17 protein-coding genes are annotated in these 17537 nt (G+C 71.2%); 10 read left to right on the top strand and 7 right to left on the bottom strand.

Going from position 1 to position 17537, the window contains the following annotated elements; all coding sequences use genetic code 11:
* Positions 1–116 precede the first annotated feature (116 nt).
* Positions 117–2435: a M28 family peptidase gene (locus ABZS37_RS17940; RefSeq protein WP_355170318.1), complete on the top strand. Its 2319-nt coding sequence runs from the start codon at positions 117–119 to the stop codon at positions 2433–2435.
* Positions 2436–2525: 90 nt separating this feature from the next.
* On the opposite strand, the gene ABZS37_RS17935 is transcribed toward ABZS37_RS17940, so the two are convergent.
* On the bottom strand, positions 2526–3014 hold the full coding sequence (locus ABZS37_RS17935) for a hypothetical protein (protein WP_355170214.1): 489 nt from the start codon (positions 3012–3014) through the stop codon (positions 2526–2528).
* Between the two features lie 246 nt (positions 3015–3260).
* Here ABZS37_RS17935 and ABZS37_RS17930 point away from each other — a divergent pair, with 246 nt between their 5' ends.
* Positions 3261–5444, top strand: coding sequence for a tetratricopeptide repeat protein (locus ABZS37_RS17930; RefSeq protein ID WP_355170212.1), 2184 nt, complete (start codon positions 3261–3263; stop codon positions 5442–5444).
* Between the two features lie 28 nt (positions 5445–5472).
* Here the strand turns inward: ABZS37_RS17930 and ABZS37_RS17925 are convergent, their stop codons facing one another.
* A complete protein-coding gene (locus tag ABZS37_RS17925) occupies positions 5473–6414 on the bottom strand; it encodes a threonine/serine dehydratase (RefSeq protein ID WP_355170210.1) in 942 nt (313 codons plus the stop codon).
* A 16-nt stretch (positions 6415–6430) separates the two neighbouring features.
* The gene (locus tag ABZS37_RS17920; RefSeq protein ID WP_355170208.1) at positions 6431–7231 is read right to left on the bottom strand and encodes a proline hydroxylase; all 801 of its coding nucleotides are present in this window, start codon (positions 7229–7231) and stop codon (positions 6431–6433) included.
* Between the two features lie 307 nt (positions 7232–7538).
* Here ABZS37_RS17920 and ABZS37_RS17915 point away from each other — a divergent pair, with 307 nt between their 5' ends.
* From ABZS37_RS17915 to ABZS37_RS17900, 4 genes are all read left to right on the top strand, one after another.
* A complete protein-coding gene (locus ABZS37_RS17915) occupies positions 7539–7673 on the top strand; it encodes a hypothetical protein (protein ID WP_355170206.1) in 135 nt (44 codons plus the stop codon).
* A 15-nt stretch (positions 7674–7688) separates the two neighbouring features.
* The gene (locus ABZS37_RS17910) at positions 7689–7886 is read left to right on the top strand and encodes a hypothetical protein (RefSeq protein ID WP_355170204.1); all 198 of its coding nucleotides are present in this window, start codon (positions 7689–7691) and stop codon (positions 7884–7886) included.
* A gap of 44 nt (positions 7887–7930) precedes the next feature.
* Positions 7931–8464 carry a GNAT family N-acetyltransferase gene (locus tag ABZS37_RS17905; RefSeq protein ID WP_355170202.1) on the top strand — a complete coding sequence of 178 codons (534 nt, stop codon included), beginning with the start codon at positions 7931–7933 and terminating at the stop codon, positions 8462–8464.
* A 116-nt stretch (positions 8465–8580) separates the two neighbouring features.
* The gene (locus ABZS37_RS17900; RefSeq protein WP_355170200.1) at positions 8581–9387 is read left to right on the top strand and encodes a hypothetical protein; all 807 of its coding nucleotides are present in this window, start codon (positions 8581–8583) and stop codon (positions 9385–9387) included.
* A 506-nt stretch (positions 9388–9893) separates the two neighbouring features.
* On the opposite strand, the gene ABZS37_RS17895 is transcribed toward ABZS37_RS17900, so the two are convergent.
* The 3 genes from ABZS37_RS17895 to ABZS37_RS17885 form a co-directional block, all read right to left on the bottom strand.
* Complete coding sequence (locus tag ABZS37_RS17895) at positions 9894–10148, bottom strand: Smr/MutS family protein (protein ID WP_007465523.1); 255 nt, start codon at positions 10146–10148, stop codon at positions 9894–9896.
* Positions 10149–10269: 121 nt separating this feature from the next.
* Positions 10270–10638, bottom strand: a complete 369-nt coding sequence (locus ABZS37_RS17890; RefSeq protein ID WP_354996785.1) for a tetratricopeptide repeat protein — start codon at positions 10636–10638, stop codon at positions 10270–10272.
* A gap of 111 nt (positions 10639–10749) precedes the next feature.
* A complete protein-coding gene (locus tag ABZS37_RS17885) occupies positions 10750–11520 on the bottom strand; it encodes an ROK family protein (RefSeq protein WP_355170316.1) in 771 nt (256 codons plus the stop codon).
* Between the two features lie 62 nt (positions 11521–11582).
* Here ABZS37_RS17885 and ABZS37_RS17880 point away from each other — a divergent pair, with 62 nt between their 5' ends.
* The 3 genes from ABZS37_RS17880 (at position 11583) to ABZS37_RS17870 (ending at position 14638) form a co-directional block, all read left to right on the top strand.
* Complete coding sequence (locus ABZS37_RS17880) at positions 11583–13220, top strand: ABC-F family ATP-binding cassette domain-containing protein (RefSeq protein WP_355170198.1); 1638 nt, start codon at positions 11583–11585, stop codon at positions 13218–13220.
* A gap of 38 nt (positions 13221–13258) precedes the next feature.
* Positions 13259–13567: a hypothetical protein gene (locus tag ABZS37_RS17875; RefSeq protein WP_354996788.1), complete on the top strand. Its 309-nt coding sequence runs from the start codon at positions 13259–13261 to the stop codon at positions 13565–13567.
* A 345-nt stretch (positions 13568–13912) separates the two neighbouring features.
* Positions 13913–14638 carry a methyltransferase domain-containing protein gene (locus ABZS37_RS17870; protein ID WP_355170196.1) on the top strand — a complete coding sequence of 242 codons (726 nt, stop codon included), beginning with the start codon at positions 13913–13915 and terminating at the stop codon, positions 14636–14638.
* 182 nt (positions 14639–14820) lie between these two features.
* Here ABZS37_RS17870 and ABZS37_RS17865 read toward each other — a convergent pair whose 3' ends face one another.
* Positions 14821–15828 carry a LacI family DNA-binding transcriptional regulator gene (locus tag ABZS37_RS17865; protein WP_355170194.1) on the bottom strand — a complete coding sequence of 336 codons (1008 nt, stop codon included), beginning with the start codon at positions 15826–15828 and terminating at the stop codon, positions 14821–14823.
* Between the two features lie 144 nt (positions 15829–15972).
* On the opposite strand from ABZS37_RS17865, the gene ABZS37_RS17860 reads away from it, so the two are divergent.
* Positions 15973–17487, top strand: coding sequence for an alpha-N-arabinofuranosidase (locus ABZS37_RS17860; protein ID WP_355170192.1), 1515 nt, complete (start codon positions 15973–15975; stop codon positions 17485–17487).
* The last annotated feature ends 50 nt before the right edge of the window (positions 17488–17537 follow it).

The raw sequence follows: 17537 nt of genomic DNA, 5'->3' as shown, positions 1-17537 counted from the left end.
CCCGAGGAGTTTCTGTGGGCGCACCCACCACCCCGGCCACGACGGAGACGCCAGCCCGTCCGACTCCGGGCGTACCCCCTGCCAACCGGGCGCTGACCCGGCCTCGCCGGCGGCTCATGGCCGCCGCGGCGGCCCTGGTCGCGCTGGCCGCCGTCGGCGCGGGCAGCCTGCTCGACCTGCGCACCCCCGCGCCGCGGCAGGTGGACGCGCCGGCGGGTGAGTTCAGCGCCAGCCGGGCGTACGAGGACGTGAAGGTGATCGCAGCCCGATCGCACGTCGCCGGCAGCCCGGCCAACGACCAGGTCCGCGCGCACATCGAACAGCAGTTGCGCGGGCTGGGCCTGGAGACCGAGGTGCAGGACACCGTGGCACCGGAGGCCGGCCAGCTCAGCGGGGCGGCGGGCGGAGCGACCCTGGCCCGCGTCCGCAATGTGGTGGCCCGGCTGCCCGGCACCGACTCGACCGGTCGGATCTTCCTGGTCGCCCACTACGACTCGGTGCAGACCGGGCCGGGCGGCAACGACGACGCGGCCGGCACCTCGACCATCCTGGAGGTGGCCCGCGCGCTGACCACCGGCCCCCGGCCGCGCAACGACATCGTCTTCGTGCTGACCGACGCCGAGGAGGCGTGCCTCTGCGGCGCGTCCGCGTTCGCCGCCAGCCACCCGCTGGCCGCCGACGGCGGCGTGGTGCTCAACCTGGAGGCCCGCGGCTCCACCGGGCCCGTGATCATGTTCGAGACGTCCCGGAACAACGCCAAGCTGGTGGACGTCTTCGGCCGGGCCGCCCCGCACCCGGTCGGCACCTCGTTCGCTGTGGAGATCTACCGCGCGCTGCCCAACGACACCGACTTCACCGCGTTCCTGGACCAGAAGTTCGTCGGGTTGAACTCCGCCTACATCGACGGCGGCGCGATCTATCACACGCCGCTGGACACTCCGGCGTCGATGGACCGGGGCAGCCTCCAGCAGCACGGCGACAACGCGCTGGGCCTGGCCCGGGAGTTCGGCCGTACCGACCTGACCGATCTGCGCTCCGGGCACGACGCCACGTACTTCCCGGTCCCCGGCGGGCTGGTCCGCTATCCCGGCTGGCTCACCCTTCCTCTGGCCCTGCTCGCGGTGGCCGCGGTGGCCGCGCTGGGCTGGCTGACCCGCCGACAGGGCCGGGCCAGCGCCGGCCGGCTGGCCGCCGGCTTCGGGCTGGCCCTGGTGCCGATCGTGGTCGCGCCGGTCGCCGCGCAGCTGCTCTGGCTGGCGATCACCACAATCCGACCGGGGTACGCGGAACTGCTCGACCCGTACCGGCCGATCTGGTTCCGGTTGGCCGTGCTGGCGCTCGCCGCCGCCATCCTGTTCACCTGGTACGCGCTGACCCGCCGCCGGATCGGCCCGGCCGCGCTCGCCGTCGGCGGGCTGGCCTGGCTGGCCCTGCTCGGGGTGCTGCTCGCCGTGGCGGTGCCCGGCGGCGCGTACCTCACCACCCTGCCGGCCCTGGCCGGCGCCCTCGGCGGGCTGGTCGCGCTGCGTACCCGGCAGACCGGGCCGTGGCCGGTGGTGGCGGTGACCGCCGCCGCGGCCGTCGGCGTGGTCATCCTGCTGCCCACCGTGGTGCTGCTCTTCCCGGCGCTGGGAATGGAGATGGGCGGGGTGGCCGCGCTGGTCGCGGTGCTGCTCGGCCTGACCGCCCTGCCGGTGGTCGACCTGCTGCACCCACAGGCCGGCGGCCAGCGCGGTCTGCTGGCACTGCGGGCCCGCCGGCTCGGCGTGCTGCCGGCCGCGGCAGCCGCCGTGGCGGCGGTGGTGCTCGCCGGGGTCGGCCTGACCGTCGACCGGTTCGACGCCGCCCACCCCGCGCCCACCCACCTGATGTACGCCATGGACGCTGGCACCGGCCAGGCCCGTTGGCTCAGCCACGAGAGCGACCCGCAGCCGTGGACGGACGGCTACGTGGACGGGGTGACCGACGTCGGCGACGACTTCCCCGGGCTCGGCGACGGTGAGTTGCGCGCCGGGCCGGCACAGTCGGCGAACCTGCCGGCGCCGAAGCTGGAGGTGTTGGCCGACGCCAGTTCCGGCGGCGAACGCACGCTGCGGCTGCGGCTCACCCCGCAGCGCGCGGCCCGGCTCGCCACCCTGCACGTCGACACGTCGACCGCCACCGTGCTGCGAGCCGAGGTGGCCGGACGGTCGGTGCCGGTGGAGCCCCGCGAGGGGAGGTGGGGCTTCGGGCTGGTCTTCCACGCCCCGCCGACGGAGGGGATCGAGGTCACGTTGACCCTGCGGCCGTCCGCCGGGCAGGTGGCGCTGCGGGCGATGGACGCCAGTGACGGGCTGGACGCGCTGCCCGGCTTCCGCCCCCGGCCGCCGGCTGTCGGCGTCGTCGGGTCGCACAGCTCCGAGATGTTGGCGGTCGCCCGCACCTATCCCATCTGACGAACAGCATGGTGGTCCGGTGGAGCGATTCATCCGCCGGACCACCGGCTTTCGTAGCGATCAAAATCGGATTCGTCTGACGTCAATCGGTCAACCCTCCGGTTCGGGTTGACCGGCGCCGATACGATGCCAGCGATTTCCGTCGTGATCGGTGAAGGTGAGCTCGACCAGAACGGTGTCGGCCGGACGTAACCGGTGCTCCGCCGTGACGGTGACGAAGAGGTCGTGAACGTCGCGGCCAGGTATGCGCCGGACCTGTTTCGCCGCGGCCAGCTCGGCGGATGGGCCGTCCGGATCGTCGGGCGGGACGAGCCGTGCCAGCACCGCCACGTCCAGCACCGGGGCGTCACTCTCGTTGGCCACGGTGACCCGCAGCACCGAGGCGCCCCGGATCTCGGCCACCGCCGACACCAGCCGGGCCTGCGTGGCCCGGACCCGCAGATCGTCGGAGCGGCGAGCGCGGATCTCCCGCCGCAGCCCGAGGTAGACGAAGAGCACGCTGGCGATGGAGCCGACCGCGCCGAACCAGTCCGGCACCGAACCCCAGTCGACCAGATCGTGGTACGGCATCCAGTTCATACGTCCATCGTGGAGGCACCGCGCGAGTCACGAGCCCGGCGGATCGGCCGGAATCAACGGCGAAATGGAAATGGCGGCACCGATTAGGCCGCCCGGGTGGCCTAAACGGAGAGTGTGCAACCCAGTACGGGGATGGATACCCTTGCGGTTGACGTGGTGCGGGCGACGATCCCTCCGGCTGTCCATAAGTGGGCAGAATCTTCCACCGTCGGCCCACTGCAATTTCGCCACCGAAGGGGGACCGCATTGACTGCGGACGTTCCACCCGAGGATGCCGGCGCGCCCCGGCCTGCGTACGACCGGCCGAGTCGCGTCTCCGTCGACCCACCGCTCGGCCGACTGGACAGCCCGCTGCACGGGCGCGACGACCTGATCGACCAGATCGTGCAACCGGGGGAAGGTGCCGGGGAGCAGCCCTCCGTGCACATCCTGTGCGGCATGGGCGGCTCCGGCAAGAGCCACGTTGCCCTGGAGATCGCCCGCCGCGCCCGGGCGGAAGGTCGGACGGTCTGGTGGGTGCAGGCAGCGCGGCTCAACTCCGGAATGCGTGAGGTGGTCAGCCAGCTCGGTGCCTCCGAGACCCAGGTCGACCAGGCCTGGGCCGGGATGATCAGCGCGACCGACCTGGTGTGGCGCTATCTCAACCAGGCCGCGCAGCCCTGGTTGCTGATCTTCGACAGCGCGGACGAGCCCGCCACGCTGGGCCCCACCGACGGGGTGCTCGCCGACGGCACCGGTTGGCTGCGCCGCCCGGACGCCGACGACGGCGTGGTCATCGTGACCACCCGGGATGGCAACCGGGCCACCTGGGGCACCTGGTCGACGCTGCACCAGGTGCGCCCGCTCGACGCCGACGCCGGCGCGCAGGTGCTGATCGACCGGGCCGGCAAGCAGGCCGGTGACCTGGCCAACGCCCGGGAGTTGGCCCGGGAGCTGGGCGGGTTGCCACTCGCTCTGCGCGCCGCCGGCAACTACCTGCGGTCGGTCAACGCCAGCCCGGTCTGGCGCGGCTCATCCACCATCACGACCTTCGCCGACTACCGGGCCGCTGTGGAGCGTCGGTTCCGGTCACCGCGCGACGCCACCGACGTCGACCTCGACGAGTCGCTCGGGCTGGAGATCGTCCGTGAGGTCGACGACATCTCGCTGGACCTGCTGACCCGCCGCAAGCTCCAACAGAGCCGGCCGCTGCTCAACGTGCTGGCCTGCCTGAGCGTCTCCCCGGTGCCCTACGAGGTGGTGCTCAAGCCGGCCATCCTGGCCGTCTCGCCGCTCTTCAAGGGGCTCACCGGCCAGCAGCGGCTGAAGGTGTTGGAGGGCATCGGCGACCTCGCCCTCGTCGACTTCGACGTCCGGGAGGACGTCACCGACCCGGCATTCGCGCACGTGCTGTCGCTACACCCGCTGGTGCACGCGATGTTCCGCGACCGCGACGAGGTCCGTGAGCAGATCGCCGAATACCACGGGCTGGTCATGAAGCTGCTGCTCGCCGCCACCGAAGGGCAGAGCCCAGACGACTCGGCGGCCTGGGCCAACTGGGACGTGCTGGTGCCGCACCTGGTCGAGGCGGTGCGGGAATACCTCGTGCCACAGAAGCACAAGCACGACCCCGAGACGGTACGCCGGGCGCTGGAGCTGGCCCGACTCACCGCCCGCTACCTCATCGCGGTCGGCCTACCCGGCTCGGCCTTCGACATCCTGGACCCGATCGTGCGGGGCTGCGCCGCGTACGACCACGACCTGGACCGACCGCAGGTGCTGGCGCTGCGCCACGAGCTGGGCCGCACCTGGCTCGAACGCAACCAGCCGGAGATGGCCGACCGGGTGCTCCGCGACGTGATCGCGGACCGCACCAGGGTGCTGGGCAGCGACGACGCCGACACCCTCGCCAGCCGCCACAAGCTCACCAAGGCGATCATGGCGCAGCGCCAGTGGCCGGAGGCCGAGTTGGAGCTGCGGCAGATCGTCGCCGCGGAAGACCAGGTCCGCGGCCCGGAGCACTGGGACACCATGATCGTGCGGCACAGTCTGGCGCTGGCCGTGCTCGCCCAACAACGGGCACCCGAAGCCGAGGAGATGCTGCACGCCATCCTGGAGGTCCGGTACCGGACCTGGCCGCTCAACCAACCGGAGACCTGGCAGGCCCGGCACACGTTGGCCCGCTGCATGCAGGCGCAGGGCCGACTCGCAGAGGCGGAGGCGGAGCTGCGGGCCACTCTGGCCACCGTGGAGCCCCGGCACGCCGACCGCGGCGAGGTGCTCGCCATCCGGGCCACCCTGGCCGCGGTGCTCCTGCTCGACGGGCGACTCGACCCGGCGATCGAGGCGTACGAGCAACTGCTGGCCGATCGCCGGCGACTACTCGGGGACACCCACCTGGACACCCTCCAGGTGGAGCACGCACTGCGGCGCCTGCGCAACGGCGACTGACCACCTGCTGCGCCTGGCAACGGCGGGATCAGTGCGGCGCGGCCGGGCCCAGGTCACTCGGGTCGGTGTTGCCACCACAGATGATCACGGCCACCCGCTCCCCCGGCTGTGGCACGTACGCGCCGCCGACCAGCGCGGCCAGCGCGGCGGCACCACCCAACTCGGCGGCGACCCGCAGCTCAGACCAGAGCAGGCGGCGCGCCCGCACCAGGTCCTCGTCACGGACCAGCACGGAGACCACCCCGGTCCGGCGGGCGGTGTCGAAGGCGATCTCGCCGATCCGACGGGCACCGAGCGAATCCGTGGCGATGCCGCCCACCTCGATGTCAACCGGTCGGCCTGCCTTGAGGGCCGAGTGCAGGGTGGGGATCTGCTCGGGCTCGACGGCGACGACGCGTACCGACCCGTCGAACCAGCTGGCGATGCCGGACACCAACCCGCCGCCGCCGACCGCCACCAGCACGGTGTCGATCCCGTCCACCTGCCGCTCCAGCTCCCGGCCAACGGTGCCCTGACCGGCCACCACCTCCGGTTGGTCGTACGCGTGCACGACCAACGCGCCGGTCTCCCCGGCCCGCTGGGTGCTCGCCGCCAACGCCTCGGCGTAGTGCTGACCGACCTGGCGCACCTGCGCGCCCAGCCCGGCCAGCCGCTGCACCTTCACCGGTGAGGCGGTGACCGGCACGAAGACCTCCGCCGGAACGCCCAGCGACCGGGCCGCGTACGCGACCGCGAGGCCATGGTTGCCGCCCGAAGCGGCGATCACCCCGGCCGACGGCAGCGCCCCCTGGAGCATTCGATTGAACGCCCCCCGGGGCTTGAACGAGCCGGTGTGCTGGTGCAGCTCCAGCTTGAGACTGAGCTGCCCGGGAACACCCAGGTCGGCACCATCGACGGCGATGACCGGGGTTTCCCGGACCCGCCCCTCGACCAGTGCCGCAGCCGCCTCGACGTCGCTTCTGTCCACCATGGGGAAACGCCCTTCACTACGACCAGAGGGCCAGTCGACCGTCGTCGGTGAGCCCGACAAAACATCCTATGGAGATCCGTCGGCCATCCGTCGCGGGACGCACCGTGTGATAGTGCCGTGGATCAAACAGAAAGCCCTCCCCGAGCGTGGGCCGCAATGTCAACGACTGCGCGTCGGCGGCCACCGACTCGTGGAAGCCGTACCCGCCGGGGATCCGCCACTCTTCGTCGTCCGGCTGCCAGCGCCGCCGCCACAGCACCGTCTCACCACCGGCCGGGGGTACCCGGATGTAGATGTTGAAGGCCAACTGCGCCACCACGTCACCGTCGAGCAGCCGGCCCGCGTACTCCCGGACCGCGTCGTCGAAATGCATCTGAAGGCCGGCGTTGATCTCGCGGACGATGCCGACGTGCATCTCCCGGCGCTGCCGCCGCCCGGGTGCGACGTCTGGCCAGGCGGCCCGGAACGCGGCCAGGCACAGCTCCCGTGGCGTGTCCGTCAGACCCAGCGTGGACCAGCTCTTCTCGGCCGCGCGGGCCGCGTCCCAGTAATCGTCGCGGAGTTCACCGGCATCCCGGTGGTCGTTGATGGCCGGGCCGAACTTGGCGACGGTGGGAAACACCCGACTCTCGTCGTAGCGGTCCATCGGTGCGTTGGCGAGCGCGGCGGTGATCGCGTGGCAGCGGGCCGCGGACAGCAGCCCCGGCACCCGGAGGGCGGCCAGCCGCCCGGCGATGAGCCCGGCGACATCCGCACGGGTGATCGAATCGGATTCGACGGCGACGAACAACGGATCGATCCTGCTCGAATGCTGCACGGCGGTCCTCCCGTAACGAAGATCCCTCACCGGACTTGTCGCGCCCCCGATCCGCGCACCGTGCAATGTACAAACCTCCAGCAAGGCGGGGTCCCGCAGATTCACGCGCGATGGCGCGGTCGCCGCTACCATCGGCGCAACCGGGGTACACGACACCGAGCCGTACGGCGGGCGCTTTCCACCGATCGGAGAATGGCGACGATTCCCCGGCGTGTCGCATGATGCGACTAGTTCGAACGCTGACGAGGAGTTCGATATGGCTGGCGCCGGCCCGACCGATCTTGACATGCACGCCGACCGTCTGGAAATGGCGCGTCGAATAGCCCGGGAAATGATCGAGTCCGACCATCAGGCACTGGAACTCGCCGTGCGGCAGCGCCCGCAGTGCTGGTCCCGACGCCCCGCCGGCCACGGCTCCCGCCCGGACGCTCTGGCGGGCTGACCCGATACTTCGGCCATGACGCTGTCGCCACCACGCCCCAACCTCGGTAGCACCAGCAAGGTCGCCACGCCAGCCATCTTCCTCGCGTTGCTGGTCAGCCTGGCGATGCTCGCGCTCATCTCCCGCACCAGGATCCGCTCGTCAGCCCTGGTGGGCACCCTGTCCGCGGTGCTTCCGCTGGCCGCGTGCGGCTTCCTCGCCGCCAGCCTCTGACCGGCCCAGCGGCCGATCGGCGTCAGGTCGTTCCTTCCAGCGGCGTGATCTTCGTACGGTCGATCTTGTGCGAGGCTTCGGCGGTGACTGACTTCGGCATCCGCGCAGCCACCCACTCTGATTCCGAGTTCCTGGTCGACATGCTGATGGATGCCGTGAACTGGCTACCGACGCGCCACTGGTCTCGGGACCAGATCCTGGCGAATCCCGCACTGGCGCACTATGTCACCGGTTGGATGCGGCGAGACGACTTCGGCCTGGTCGCGGTGGACCCGGCTCATGAGCCAGTCGGCGCAGCATGGTTCCGATACCTGACCGCCGCTGATCCGGGCTACGGGTACGTGAGTGACGACGTGCCGGAGCTGACTATCGGGGTGGTGCAAACCTGGCGGGGCCGGGGCGTGGGCCGAGCACTTCTGCGCGCCGCTCTGGCCGCCGCACGAGAACGTGGCGTCCGTACGGTGTCGCTGAGTGTGGAGCGGGCGAACTTCGCTTCGAGGCTGTATGCCGCTGAGGGATTCCGCACCGTCGAGTCGTTTGAGAACTCGGACACGATGGTCGCTGAGATCGGGACCTGACGGTCCGCGATCGGAAGCGGAACGTCTTTTTAGACATGCGTCGTGGATGTGCGAACCCACCAGTCGCAGCCGACAGGGGCCACGGGAAGTGGTGCAGCCGGGGCAAGATGCCAGTCATGCGCCGCATCGCTGCCACTCTCTGCCTGCTGACCGCCGCCGCGCTCGGAGTGGCTGCCTGCGCGGAGGCTCAACCGAGGCCCGGAGGCACCCCAAGCGCATCCACCCTCTGGGTCACCTATGCGGCCGAGGTGAGCGGCGTGACGGCCGGTCCGGGCGCCCAGGCTGTGACCGTGCATGTCGAGGCGCTCGCCGGTCGCGACGGCTGCTCGCGCAACGTGCGAGTCGATTCCCAAGAAGAGGAGAACGGCGTCATCTTCGCCAACATCGTGGAGGAGTCGGCCACCGTTGGCAACTGCCCGACCTTTGCGCCCGCCGAAGTGACACTCACGTCGACGGAGCCGATCGGCAAGCGACCGCTGTCGCTCAACCAGAAGGCTTGGGCGCTGAAGAACGGCACCTACACCCTCTGCGACGAGAACCTTGGCTGCAACCCGCCAAAGGACCGCTGCGATCCGGTCTGGACGCGTGCGGCCGTACGAGGGATGGACCTGTCCCGCCACTCGCAGGGCACCGTCGAAGCCTGCGATGGGAACTGGCTCATCATGACGGTGCCCGACGACCCGACAGCGTGCGGCGTCGAGGCGCGCCCGGGGTGCGAGGTGAACACCGCCGTCCGACGCTACTTTCTGCGGAACAAGCCGGCCGGCTGGTTGATTATCGCCCAGACCAATTCTGGTGGGTGTGACGTCGTTGTGAAGGCCGCAAGCACCTTCCCCCGGAAGCTCTGCGCCGACCTGGAGCCGACGAGCCGACTCATCAGCGTGGCGCCGACGCTGCCGCCGGGCTCTCCACCAGGCGGCTGAGGCCGCCCGCCGACCCCGGACGGGGCGAAGCTCGTACTGCCCGAAGTTGGCCTCGTGCGGCCACCTCTCTGGTTTATTGGAGCCGTAGCCGGACGGCGTACGGGTCGACGAGCGTCACGCCGGCGGCAGTGCGCACGTGCAGCTCACAGCCGGTGGGATCGCCCCGATCGCTGGGCCACCACAGACCCCAGCAGGAACGGGAAGACCAGCCCGCCGAGCAGCGCGCCCACATGGTCGGCGGCGAACAGGTCGGCCACCACGGTTGGCGGCCGAGCATCGCGCCGGCATCTTTGTCCGCCCGCGCAGTGCTCGCCCAGGTGGTCCGGAGCCCTCACGTCCCTGCCACGGTCATTCAACTCGCCGCCGCGCTCGGCGTGGCGTGACCGTGCCACTTGATCGACACCATGTCGCCGACGTAGCTGTATCCGTACGGCGGGATGCCGCACCTACGGCGCAGTGGAGTGGATCAGGCGCTCACGCGGTCGACCACGCCGGGGAGGATCGCGCTACTTCCAGCGGAAGTGGACGAAGAGTCGGCCGAAGTTCTTGGAGTCCTTCTCCACGCGGTGGTAGAGCTGCTTGACGTCCTTCTGGTCGAGAAACCGCAGCACCCGCTTCTTGAGCTGGCCGGACCCCTTGCCAGGGATGATCTCGACGAGGGTGGCCTTCTTCGCCACCGCCTCGTCCATGATCCCGCGCAACGCGCGGTCGATGTCCTGGCCCTTGTTGAAGATCTCGTGCAGGTCCAGCTTGAGCTTCATGCCGCAGCCCCCGGCCGGTCAGGTCCCATGTCCGCCATCCTAGGCACGTCCGGCGGCCCACCCGCCGGACGGCGAAGGGGCGGCCCCGGAGGACCGCCCCTCGCACCGTCACCGGCCACGCTCAGCGTGTGCCGCCCACGCGGGTTTCCACCCGCTCCAGCGCGGTCCGGTAGTCGTCGTTTGTCGCGTACATGGCGGCGGCGATCCGCAGGTGCCGCAGCGCGTCGGTGTGTCGGTTCAGCCGCTCCAGCGTCCGACCGAGCACGTGGTGCGCGTAGTGGTCGCTCGGGTCCCGGTCGACCAGCTCCCGCAGGTGCTCCTCGGCCCGGTTGAGCTGGGCCGACTGGAAGTACGCCCGGGCCAGCAACTGCCGGACCGCCGCGTTACCGGGTTCGGCGTCGACGATCGGCTCCAGCAGTCGGGCCGCTCCGCTCGGGTCACCGGTTTCGAAGAACATGGTCGCCCGCCGGTAGTCCGCCAGAAGATCCATCTGCCCACCTCCTCGGGTCGCACCGTCACCTGTTCCGACGCTGGCACAACACTGGGCGTTTGGCGACTGTTCCCGGGAGTCGAGATCGGGTCAGTTCCCGCCGCGACGGGGTCAGGCGCGGGCGTCCCGACGTCCCACGGAGAGCTCCCAGGCGCGGACACCGCCGACGATCCCGGCGGTGTTCGGCACCACCACCACGTCGTCGCCCATCCGCGCCAGCTGTTCGGGCCGGATCAGTCGGGAGTTGCCCCCGCCCAGATAGAGCCGGTCCCAGCGGAACACCGGGCGAAGCCCGTCCACCACCTGCCGGATCCGGCGGGACCAGAAGGCGTCGCCGAGCCGCCTGCGTTCCGGCTCACCCACGTACGTGTCGTAGGTGGTGCCCCAGCGCACCGGCGCGTGGGACAGCTCCAGGTGCGGTGCGAGCACCCCGCCGTCGAAGAGCGCGCTGCCCAGCCCCGTCCCCAGGGTCAGCACCAGCTCGCAACCGGCGCCGGCGACCACCCCGGCGCCGTGCACCTCGGCGTCGTTGAGCACCAGCGCCGGCACCCCGAACGCGTCCGCCAGCGCGCCCCGCGCGTCCCAGCCGGACCACTCGGCGAGCAGGTCCGGGTCGACCCGGGTGCGCGGGCCGTTGCGGGTCACGTAGTGCGGTGTGGTCACCACCACCCCGTGCCGGATCATCCCGGGTACGCCGACCGTCAGCCGGTCCGCCGCGGGCAGCCGCCCACCCAGGTCCAGCAGGGTCCGGACGAACAGCGCAGGCGGCAGCGGATACGGGGTCGGCACCCGCAACGGCCGGGCCCGCATCGTCCCGGCCTCGTCGAGCACCGACGCCTTGATGCCGCCGCCGCCGCAATCGATCGCCAGTGTGGTCACCACGTCGTTGAGTCTGCCCGCTGCCGTCCGCTCGTATGCCACCAGCCGGATAGGCTGCCGTCCTAATGAGCGCCACGATGATCGTCAAGGACCTGGCCGCCGGGCACGGTGACCGCCCACTCTTCGCCGGATTGGACCTGGTTGTCGCCCCCGGCGACGTGGTGGGCCTGGTCGGGCCGAACGGAGCCGGAAAGTCGACGCTGCTGCGTACCCTCGCCGGGTTGCTCCCGGTCGAGGCCGGCAGCGTGCGGCTCAGCCCGCCCACCGCGAGCGTCGGGCACCTGCCGCAGGAGCCGGAACGGCGGCCGGGCGAGACGGTACGCGACTTCCTGGCCCGGCGGACCGGCGTGACCGCCGCCCAGGCGGCGCTGGACGCGGCGACCGAGGCGCTGACCGCCGGGGCGGCGGGCGCCGACGACGCGTACGGCGACGCTCTGGAGCGCTGGCTCGCCCTCGGCGGCGCGGACCTGGACGAACGCGCCGAGCAGGTGAGCGCCGACCTGGGGCTCGCGGTCGACCTGGACCACCCGACGACCGGGTTGTCCGGCGGCCAGGCGGCCCGTGCCGGGCTGGCGTCGCTGCTGCTCAGCCGGTACGACGTGTTCCTGCTCGACGAGCCGACCAACGACCTGGACCTGGCTGGGCTGGACCGGCTGGAGGAGTTCGTCACCGGGCTGCGGGCCGGCACGGTGCTGGTCAGCCACGACCGGGAGTTCCTCACCCGCACCGTGACCCGGGTGCTGGAGTTGGATCTGGCCCAGCAGCAGGTGCACCACTACGGCGGTGGCTACGCGGCCTACCTGGAGGAGCGCGAGGTGGCGCGGCGGCACGCCCGCGCGGACTTCGAGGAGTACGCCGACACCCGGGCCGGCCTGGAGGCGCGGGCCCGCACCCAGCGTGGCTGGATGGAGAAGGGCGTGAAGAACGCCCGGCGCAAGGCCACCGACAACGACAAGATCGGCCGCAAGTTCCGCAGCGAATCGAGCGAGAAGCAGGCGGCCAAGGCCAAGCAGACCGAACGCCTGATCGAACGGCTCGACGTGGTCGAGGAGCCCCGCAAGGAGTGGGAGCTGCGGATGGAGATCGCCGCCGCCCCCCGCGCCGGCGCCGTCGTGGCCACGCTGCGAGGTGCGGTGGTACGCCGAGGCGGGTTCACCCTCGGCCCGATCGACCTCCAGATCGACTGGGCGGACCGGGTCGCGCTGACCGGGGCGAACGGCTCGGGCAAGTCCACCCTGCTGGCCGCGCTGCTCGGCCGGCTGCCGCTCGACGCCGGCACCGCCTCTCTCGGGCCGGGGGTGGTGGTCGGCGAGGTGGACCAGGCACGAGGGCTGTTCCTCGGCGACGCGCCACTGATCGACGCGTTCCAGGCGGCCGTACCCCACCTGTCGCCGGCGGACGCACGGACCCTGCTGGCCAAGTTCGGGCTACGTGCGGCGCACGTGCCCCGGCCGGCGGCCACCCTCTCCCCCGGTGAGCGGACCCGCGCGGCGCTGGCCCTGCTCCAGGGGCGCGGGGTCAACCTGTTGGTGCTCGACGAGCCCACCAACCACCTGGACCTGCCCGCCATCGAGCAGCTCGAATCGGCGCTGGCCAGCTACCCCGGAACGCTGCTGCTGGTCACCCACGACCGACGGATGCTGGCCGCCATCGAGACGAACCGACGGCTGCGGGTCGACGCCGGACGGATCGCCGAGGATTGATCCGTGCCGGCGGGCCAGCGCGGGGTGAGAATGTCGCCATGCTCAAGTGGGAGTACGCCCTACTGGTCCGCCGCCGTCAGGCCGCGACCAACGACCTCGGCTGGGAGGTCGTCTTCGTCTGGTACGGCCCGGACGGCTCAATGGTCGACGTGACGCCGTACGGCGACACCGCGCTGGCCCACCTCAACCGGGCCGGCGACCAGGGCTGGGAGTTGGTCGCGATGAGCGAGGACCCGTCCCTGCCCGGCAACCATGAGCTGCACCGCTATCACCTCAAACGGCCGAAGTCCGCCGCCCCGCCACCCCGCCAGCGGATGCGTGGGGGCCGCCGCACCCTCTCGGGCTGACCCGACCGCTCCGGGCACCCCGAGCCGGCGCTGCCCTTGCGGCGCTGCCCTTGCGGCGCTGCTTCGGCTCAGGGCCTGGCCCTCGCGGCTCCGGCACGGACCGGGCAGGAACCGGTGTCTCCGTTGAGACTTATGCCTGTGAGTCATTTTTATGCCTCACAGGCATCATGCTCGTCGCGGACCTGGCCCGCTCACCCGCCGATCCCGGCGGTCATCGCCGTGGTCGGTGCACCCTGCGGCTGCTGCGACACGCCCATCAACGGCCACGCCGATCGACCGACGAGGTCAACGAGGCGGGGCATACCGGGCGCGATTGCGGGTATCGCGCGGCGGGAGGTGGCCCGAATGGTCGCTTTGGCACAGACTCCGCCCTCGGCCGACCGGCTGCGGGCGATCGACGATTTCCTCGCTGACGCATGGTCAGAGCAGGTCCGGCACGATGACCGGCTGCGGGACCTGGCGATCGAGGTGCGGTTCGACCGGGGAGTGGCCCATCTGAGCGGGGACGTCGCCGAACCCGCCCAGTTGCGGCTGGTACGGGAGCTGGTGGGGCGGATGGCCGGCGTCTACGGCGTCTGGTGCCGGGTTGGCATCGACGGGCGGGCGCCGGTGGTCGTGGACCTCGGTTGCGGGCCGACCAAGCAGTGGTCGAGCAATCTGGGGCTGGACATCTACCCGGCGCCGGGGGTGAGTGCGGTCGCGGACCTGTCCGGTTCGCTGCCGCTCGCCAACAACTCGGTGGACGTCCTCTTCGCGGTGCACATCCTGGAGCACCTGATCGACTTCCTGCCGCTGGTGGACGAGTGCCACCGGGTGCTCCGTCCGGGTGGCGTACTGCACGTGATGAGCCCGTGGTGGGGGCACGTGAACGCGGTGGCCGACCCGACCCATGTCCGGCTGATGGACGTGCAGACGTTCAAGGGGATCTGCCAGGGCCGGCCACCGGGCACCCCGCGGTGGTACCCGCTGCACGCCAGCTGCGACGGTGCCTCGATCTTCGCCGACCTAACCCCCCTACCCCCCGACGTGGACCCGGCACCCCAGTCCCACCTAGCCCGCTTCTTCGACTAACCCCACCACCCCACCCACCCCACCCCACCCACCCCACCCACCCCACCTCACCCGGCCCGGCCTGGCCCGGTGATCAAGAGGTTTGCGTCAGAAATCGCACTCCTCGTGACGCAAACCTCTTGATCACCGGGGCAGAAGGGGCGGAGGGCGGGTGACCCGGGGGCCCGAGGGGGGTTAGGGGGTTAGGGGGTTTGGGTTGATTCTCGTAGTTCTAGGCGGTAGGGGGCGGAGAGCGCTTTGGCGGGGGCGGTGCGGTCGCCGTCCAGGCGGTTGGCGAGGAGCTCGACGGCCAGGCGGGCGATCTGCTCCTTGTCCGGGGCGACAGTGCTCAGGGTGGGGATGGAGAAGCGCCCGTCCTCGATGTCGTCGAAGCCGACCACCGCCACGTCCTCGGGCACCCGCAGGCCGGCCTCGTGCAGAGCGCGTAGGGCACCCAGGGCGAGCGTGTCGTTGAAGCAGAAGACGGCGTCGGGGCGTACCCCGGAGGTGAGCAGGTCCCGCATGGCGGCCGCGCCGTCGGCGCGATGCCAGGCCGGCGCGGGCGCCACCAGGGCCTCGTCGTAGTCGAGCCCGGCGGCGCGCAGCGCGTCGGTGTAGCCGGCCAGGCGCAGTCGGGCGCTGGCACCCTCGTCGGTGCGCTGCGAGCCGATGGCTGCGATCCGCCGACGGCCGAGCTGGATCAGGTGGCTGGTGATCTCCCGGGCCGCTGTCACGTTGTCGATCACCACGCGGTCGGCGGGGCCGTGTTCGACCCGCTCGCCGAGTAGCACCATGGGGGTGCCGTCCAGGCCGGCGAGGTCCTCCGCGGTGAGCGCCAACGGGCTGAAGATGAGCCCGTCGATCAGGTGGTCGGTGATGCCGGACGCGACCACCCGTTCCTGCTCGCGCCGACCGCCGGTCTGGTCGATCAACACCGTCCAGCCGTACTCGGCGGCGGCGATGACCACGTAGCGGGCCAGCTCGGCGAAGTACGGAATGTCCAGTTCCGGCACAGCCAGCGCGATCACGCCGGTGCGACCCTTGCGCAGGTGGCGGGCGGAGAGGTTGGGCCGGTAGTTGAGCTCGGCGATCGCTTCCTCGACCCGCGCCCGGGTGTCCGGCCGAACGTGCACGTAGCCGTTCACGACGTTGGAGACGGTCTTGACCGACACGCCGGCCCGTTCAGCCACGTCCTTGAGCCTTTGTCGCACTCCGCAACCTCCCCGATGTAACTGAGCGCACCATACCTCGTCAGCAACCCTTTACAACGTTGCCTACAACGTTGTAGAAACGTGGACACCGGGTGAACGGTGACTGCGCTCACCCGGCATCGGCACTGAGGAAAGGTGGCACCCTTGCGGACCGCGCAGCTGACGATCGACCCGGCCTTCTCCATCGGCCCGGCCGACCGACGCCTCTTCGGCTCCTTCGTCGAGCACATGGGGCGGTGCGTCTACGGCGGCATCTACGAGCCCGGCCACCCCAGCGCCGACTCCCGCGGCCTGCGCCGCGACGTGCTGGATCTGACCCGTGAGCTGGGTGTCTCGGTGGTCCGCTACCCGGGCGGCAACTTCGTCTCCGGCTACCGCTGGGAGGACGGCGTCGGCCCGGTCGGCGACCGGCCGCGCCGGCTCGACCTGGCCTGGAAGACGATCGAGACCAACGCGTTCGGGCTGGACGAGTTCATGACCTGGGCCGCCGAGGCCGACGTCGAGCCGATGATGGCGGTCAACCTCGGCACGCGCGGCGTCCAGGAGGCACTGGACCTGCTGGAGTACGCCAACCACCCGGGCGGCACCGAGCTCTCGGACCTGCGGCGCAAGCACGGCGCGGAGGACCCGTACGGGGTGCGGCTGTGGTGCCTGGGCAACGAGATGGACGGCCCGTGGCAGGTCGGCCACAAGACCGCCGACGAGTACGGCCGCCTCGCCGCCGAGGCCGCCCGCGCGATGAAGATGATCGACCCCTCGATCAGCCTGATCGCCTGCGGCAGCTCCAACCGGCGGATGCCCACGTTCGCTTCGTGGGAGGCGACCGTGCTGGAGCACACCTACGAGCACGTCGACTACATCTCGGCGCACACCTACTACGACCCGTCCGACGGCGACCAGGCCAGCATCCTGGCCTCAGCCGTGGACATGGACAACTTCATCACCGAGGTCGTCGCGACCGCCGACCATGTCGCCGCCAAGCAGCGGCACAAGCGCAAGCTGAAGATCTCCTTCGACGAGTGGAACGTCTGGTACGAGTCCCGCCTCCAGGCCGACCTGGACCGGCGCGGTTGGGTCGAGGCTCCGGCGCTGATCGAGGACGACTTCACCGCGGTCGACGCGGTGGTCGTCGGCGACCTGCTGATCACCCTGCTGCGCCACGCGGACCGGGTCGGGGTGGCCGCCCAGGCCCAGCTGGCCAACGTGATCGCGCCGATCCGCACCCGCAACGGCGGCCCGGCCTGGCGGCAGAGCATCTTCCACCCGTTCGCGCTGACCGCCCGGTACGCCCGCGGCACCGTGCTGCGCACCGACCCGGTGTCGCCGCGCTACGACACGAAGAAGTACGGGGACGTGCCGGTGCTCGACACGGTCGCCGTACACGATGAGCAGACCGGCGAGCTGACCGTCTTCGCGGTCAACCGCGACTCCACGGACCTCGCGTTGGACCTCGACCTGCGCGGCCTGCCAGGGCTGTCCGGTCTGTCCTTCCTGAGCCTCGCTGCCGGATCTGATCCGTCGGCGACGAACACCGAGGCCGAGCCCGACCGGGTGACGCCGCGGGAAATGCCCACCCCCACCCCCGACGGCGGCCGGTGCACCGTGCGCCTGCCCGCCGTGTCCTGGAGCGTGCTGCGCTTCGGCCCGCTCAGCGCCTGAATTCGCACCGGGTTTGACCAGGCACAATTCATTCCGTCCCCCTGCAAGGA

Source organism: Micromonospora sp. NPDC005413, from assembly GCF_040606435.1.
Lineage (GTDB): Bacteria > Actinomycetota > Actinomycetes > Mycobacteriales > Micromonosporaceae > Micromonospora.
Note: the sequence above shows the minus strand (reverse complement) of the source record. Positions and strands in the feature narration are given on the sequence as shown.